Raw genomic sequence first — 3,617 nt, forward strand, 5'->3', positions numbered from 1 at the left:
GTTGAGGATGACGAGGTCGGCCTCCTCGGCGCTATCAGTCTCCACGAATCCTTCAGGCGCCAGCGTGTCCACCATGCGCTGGGCATCGTAGACGTTCATCTGGCAGCCAAATGATTTGATGTGCAGCTTGCGCGGCGGCGTCATGGAACCCGAAATGGCGTGGAGGACGGCCTTCACATAGAGGCTGGTGAGCCGAAAATCCAGCGAATGGACCATCTTCGCCCGTCATTCCGGGGCCCCACGCCGTCGCGAACCCGGAATCTCGGCCCAGAATCTCGGGATTCCGGGTTCACGCGCGTTGCGCATGCCCGGAATGACGCCAAGTGGCCGAAATCAGCCCGCCAGGGCCTTCGCTCCCGCTTTCCGGACCAACTCCGGCAATTGCCGCATATCGTCGAATGTCAGGTTGGCACCTGCGGCGCGCAACCGTTCGGCGTGGCCTGGCGGGCAGTGGCCGCCGCCGTGAAAGCCGAGCACGGTCATCCCGGCGGCTTGCGCGCCTGTGACCCCGGGGACGCTGTCCTCGATCGCGAGACACCGCTCGGGTGCGACCTTCATCTGCGCGGCGGCGAACAGGAACAGATCGGGCGCGGGCTTGCCGCGTGCGACCTGGCTCGCGGAAAAGATGTTCGGGGCAAGCAGATCGTAGAGCCCGGCGCAGGTCAGACCGTGGTGGATCTTGTCCGGCGTGCCGCTCGACGCAACGCATTTGGGCAGGTCGATCGCGGCGATCGCTGCCGCGACGTGGATGATCGGCTGTAGATCGCTGGCGTAGGATTGCAGCGTGGCCGCATTGATCTGCTGCTCGAGATCGTCGGGAAGACTACGGCCGATTTCCTGCTCGACCATCCGCCGCGCATCCTTCTCGGACACGCCGAGGAACCGGACCAGCACCTGCTCCGACGTGATCGGATATCCGTGGCGCGTCAGCACGTCCGCATGCGCACGGCAGGAGATCACCTCGCTGTCCACGAGCACGCCGTCGCAATCGAAGATGATGAGGTCGATGGGCATCAGAGCCTTACTTGGTCGGGCACTCTGGTGCCGCGCGGGTGGTACCACCTCTCCCATAGGGAGAGGTCGGCGCGAAGCGCCGGGTGAGGGGTTACGGTCTCTCGTAGTAGCAGCGCTCCCTCACCCGATTTGCACCGGACGATGCTTCGCATCGCCGGGAGCAAATCGACCTCTCCCCGTTGGGGAGAGGTGAAGAAAGATCGCCGAAAGAACTGTGCATCAATTCGTCGGCTTGTCGTCGTCGAGCGGTACGCAATAGAGCTCGAGCCGGTGATCGACCAGCTTGTAGCCGAGCTTGCGCGCAATCTCCGCCTGGAGCTTCTCGATCTCCTCGGAGGTAAACTCGATCACCTTGCCGTCGCGCAGATTGATGAGATGGTCGTGATGGCTGTCGCGCATCGTCTCGTAGCGCGCGCGGCCCTCGCGGAAATCGTGGCGCTCGATGATGCCGGCATCCTCGAACAATTTCACGGTGCGATAGACGGTCGAGATCGAAATCTTGTCGTCGACCGCGGCGCAGCGCCGGTACAGTTCTTCGACATCGGGATGATCGGCCGACTCCGCGAGCACGCGGGCGATGACGCGGCGTTGCTCTGTCATGCGCATGCCAGTGGCGGCACAGCGCACCTCGATGCCGGACGCCTTGGATGCGGAAGAAGGTTTCAATGCGGTCATAGGGTGTCTGCCTGGCGGAGGCGCTTTCTGGCACCAATGTTACGACAAGTCACGTCGCATCAGAAGGGCGTTCAATTGTTCCCCGTTCGGCTGCTTATAGTAGCGTTCGCGGCGCCCGACCACCGTGAATCCGGTCCGGTCGTAGAGCCGGCGCGCCGGCTGGTTGTTTTCCTCCACTTCGAGAAATATCGTGCGCACGCCGCGTCCCGCGAGGTGGCCGAGATGGGTCATCAGCAGCGTGCGGGAGAGCCCGCGACCGCGATAGGCTGCGTCCACCGCAATCGAGAGAATTTCCGCTTCGTCCGCGCCGATTCGGGACACCGCAAAGCCGACCGTCTTGCTGCCGAGACGCAAGCGCTGCACCAGCGTGTTGCGCTCGCTCATCATGTCCTCGAATTCGCCTTCGCCCCAGCCGCGCGCGAAGGAGGCGCCGTGCAGCTGTGCGAGCCGCGCGGCGTCGCGCGAGGTCGCAGGCTCGACGACGGGGCTGCCGCCGCGCCACCACTCCGCCAACCATCGCATCATGAGCTTGCGGCTTGCGCGAGCGGCGGAGTTGCGGCCGGCTTTGCGTCTGGCGCCTTCAGATAGAATGGCCGCGCCGGCGTGGCGCCGGGATCGGCCGCGGCGCCGAGCCAGGCGACCCAGCCGATGTCGGGCGCGGGCTGCGCATCGACCGCAACAGGTTGCACACCATTCTCAGGCCAGCGATCGGCGAGGATCCCGGCCGCATTGCCGACGAGCTGCGGCGCGCCGAATTGCGAGGCCGCGATCGCCTCGTCGATGGGGGCGACACAAGGCCGCACCAGCTGGCTGCCGTCGCCAGCGACGATCTGGAAATAGACGTGATCGTGCCGCGCATCGATTGCAGAGATCACCGGCGCCGGCCTGTTCTGGCTGACAACGGCCGCGGCATAGGCCGACAGCGTCGTCAGCCCGACCGCCGGTCGTTTCGCCGCAAGCGCAAGGCCCCGCGCCGCCGAGATGCCGACGCGCAGGCCGGTGAAGCTGCCGGGCCCGACGGTGACGGCGATGCGGTCAAGCGAGGTGAAGGCGAGATCCGCCGATTGCATCACGCGCGCGATCATCGGCATCAGTGCCTCGGCATGACCGCGCTTCATCAGCAGCGATTCCTGAGCGAGAAACTCGCCGGCATCGGTGTCCAGCACGGCGGCCGCGCAGGCGTCGAGCGCAGTATCGATGGCAAGGATCAGCATGGAAAAGCGAATGGCGAGTTGCGAATGGCGAGCAGTCTAGCGAACCAGGCGCCTGTCCGCCATTCATCACGCACGCAGCCCCCCATATTACCCAGCGCAACCGTCATTCCGGGGCGGTCTGTAGACCGAACCCGGAATCTCGAGATTCCGGGTCTGGTGCTGACGCACCATCCCGGAATGACGACTTCCTCGTCACATCGGCCGGACTTCGACCACGTCGGGCACGAAATGCTTCAGGAGGTTCTGGATGCCATGCTGCAGCGTCGCGGTCGATGACGGGCAGCCGGCGCATGAGCCCTTCATGTTGAGATAGACAATGCCGTCCTTGAAGCCGCGGAAGGTGATGTCGCCGCCGTCATTGGCGACAGCCGGCCGCACCCGGGTCTCGATCAGGTCCTTGATCATGTCCACCGTCTCGGCGTCAGACTCGTCGAAGAACTCGTCCTCGTCGTCGAGATCGGCATCGCCCTGCGCCGTGCCGTCGGCAAGCAGCGGCGCGCCGGACATATAGTGCTCCATGATCGCGCCGAGGATCGCGGGCTTGAGCTGCTGCCATTCACCGACCGCCTTGGTCACGGTGATGAAGTCCGATCCGTAGAACACGCCGGTGACACCGGGCACATCAAATAGCTTTTCGGCCAGCGGCGAGCGCGCCGCCGATTCGCGGCTGGCAAATTCCATCGGGTTGCCGTCGACCACGACGCGGCCGGGAAT

Annotated in this window: 5 protein-coding genes and 1 pseudogene; all 6 read right to left on the bottom strand. The window is 64.9% G+C overall.

Going from position 1 to position 3,617, the window contains the following annotated elements; translation table 11 throughout:
• Positions 1 to 144, bottom strand: a pseudogene (locus JHD07_RS34310) (tRNA (N6-isopentenyl adenosine(37)-C2)-methylthiotransferase MiaB); the annotation flags it as partial.
• 189 nt (positions 145 to 333) lie between these two features.
• On the bottom strand, positions 334 to 1,014 hold the full coding sequence (locus JHD07_RS34315; RefSeq protein ID WP_291630228.1) for an HAD family hydrolase: 681 nt from the start codon (positions 1,012 to 1,014) through the stop codon (positions 334 to 336).
• Between the two features lie 219 nt (positions 1,015 to 1,233).
• Complete coding sequence (locus tag JHD07_RS34320) at positions 1,234 to 1,689, bottom strand: Fur family transcriptional regulator (protein ID WP_291630230.1); 456 nt, start codon at positions 1,687 to 1,689, stop codon at positions 1,234 to 1,236.
• Between the two features lie 39 nt (positions 1,690 to 1,728).
• Entirely contained in the window at positions 1,729 to 2,214 is a 486-nt protein-coding gene (gene rimI, locus JHD07_RS34325; RefSeq protein ID WP_291630232.1) for a ribosomal protein S18-alanine N-acetyltransferase, read from the bottom strand.
• On the bottom strand, positions 2,211 to 2,903 hold the full coding sequence (gene tsaB / locus JHD07_RS34330) for a tRNA (adenosine(37)-N6)-threonylcarbamoyltransferase complex dimerization subunit type 1 TsaB (protein ID WP_291630234.1): 693 nt from the start codon (positions 2,901 to 2,903) through the stop codon (positions 2,211 to 2,213). Before tsaB ends, rimI begins: the two co-directional genes overlap by 4 nt.
• Positions 2,904 to 3,095: 192 nt before the next feature.
• On the bottom strand, positions 3,096 to 3,617 hold a 522-nt coding region (locus JHD07_RS34335; protein ID WP_291630236.1), incomplete at its 5' end, for a NifU family protein.

This window comes from Bradyrhizobium sp., from assembly GCF_016462955.1.
Taxonomy (GTDB): domain Bacteria; phylum Pseudomonadota; class Alphaproteobacteria; order Rhizobiales; family Xanthobacteraceae; genus Bradyrhizobium.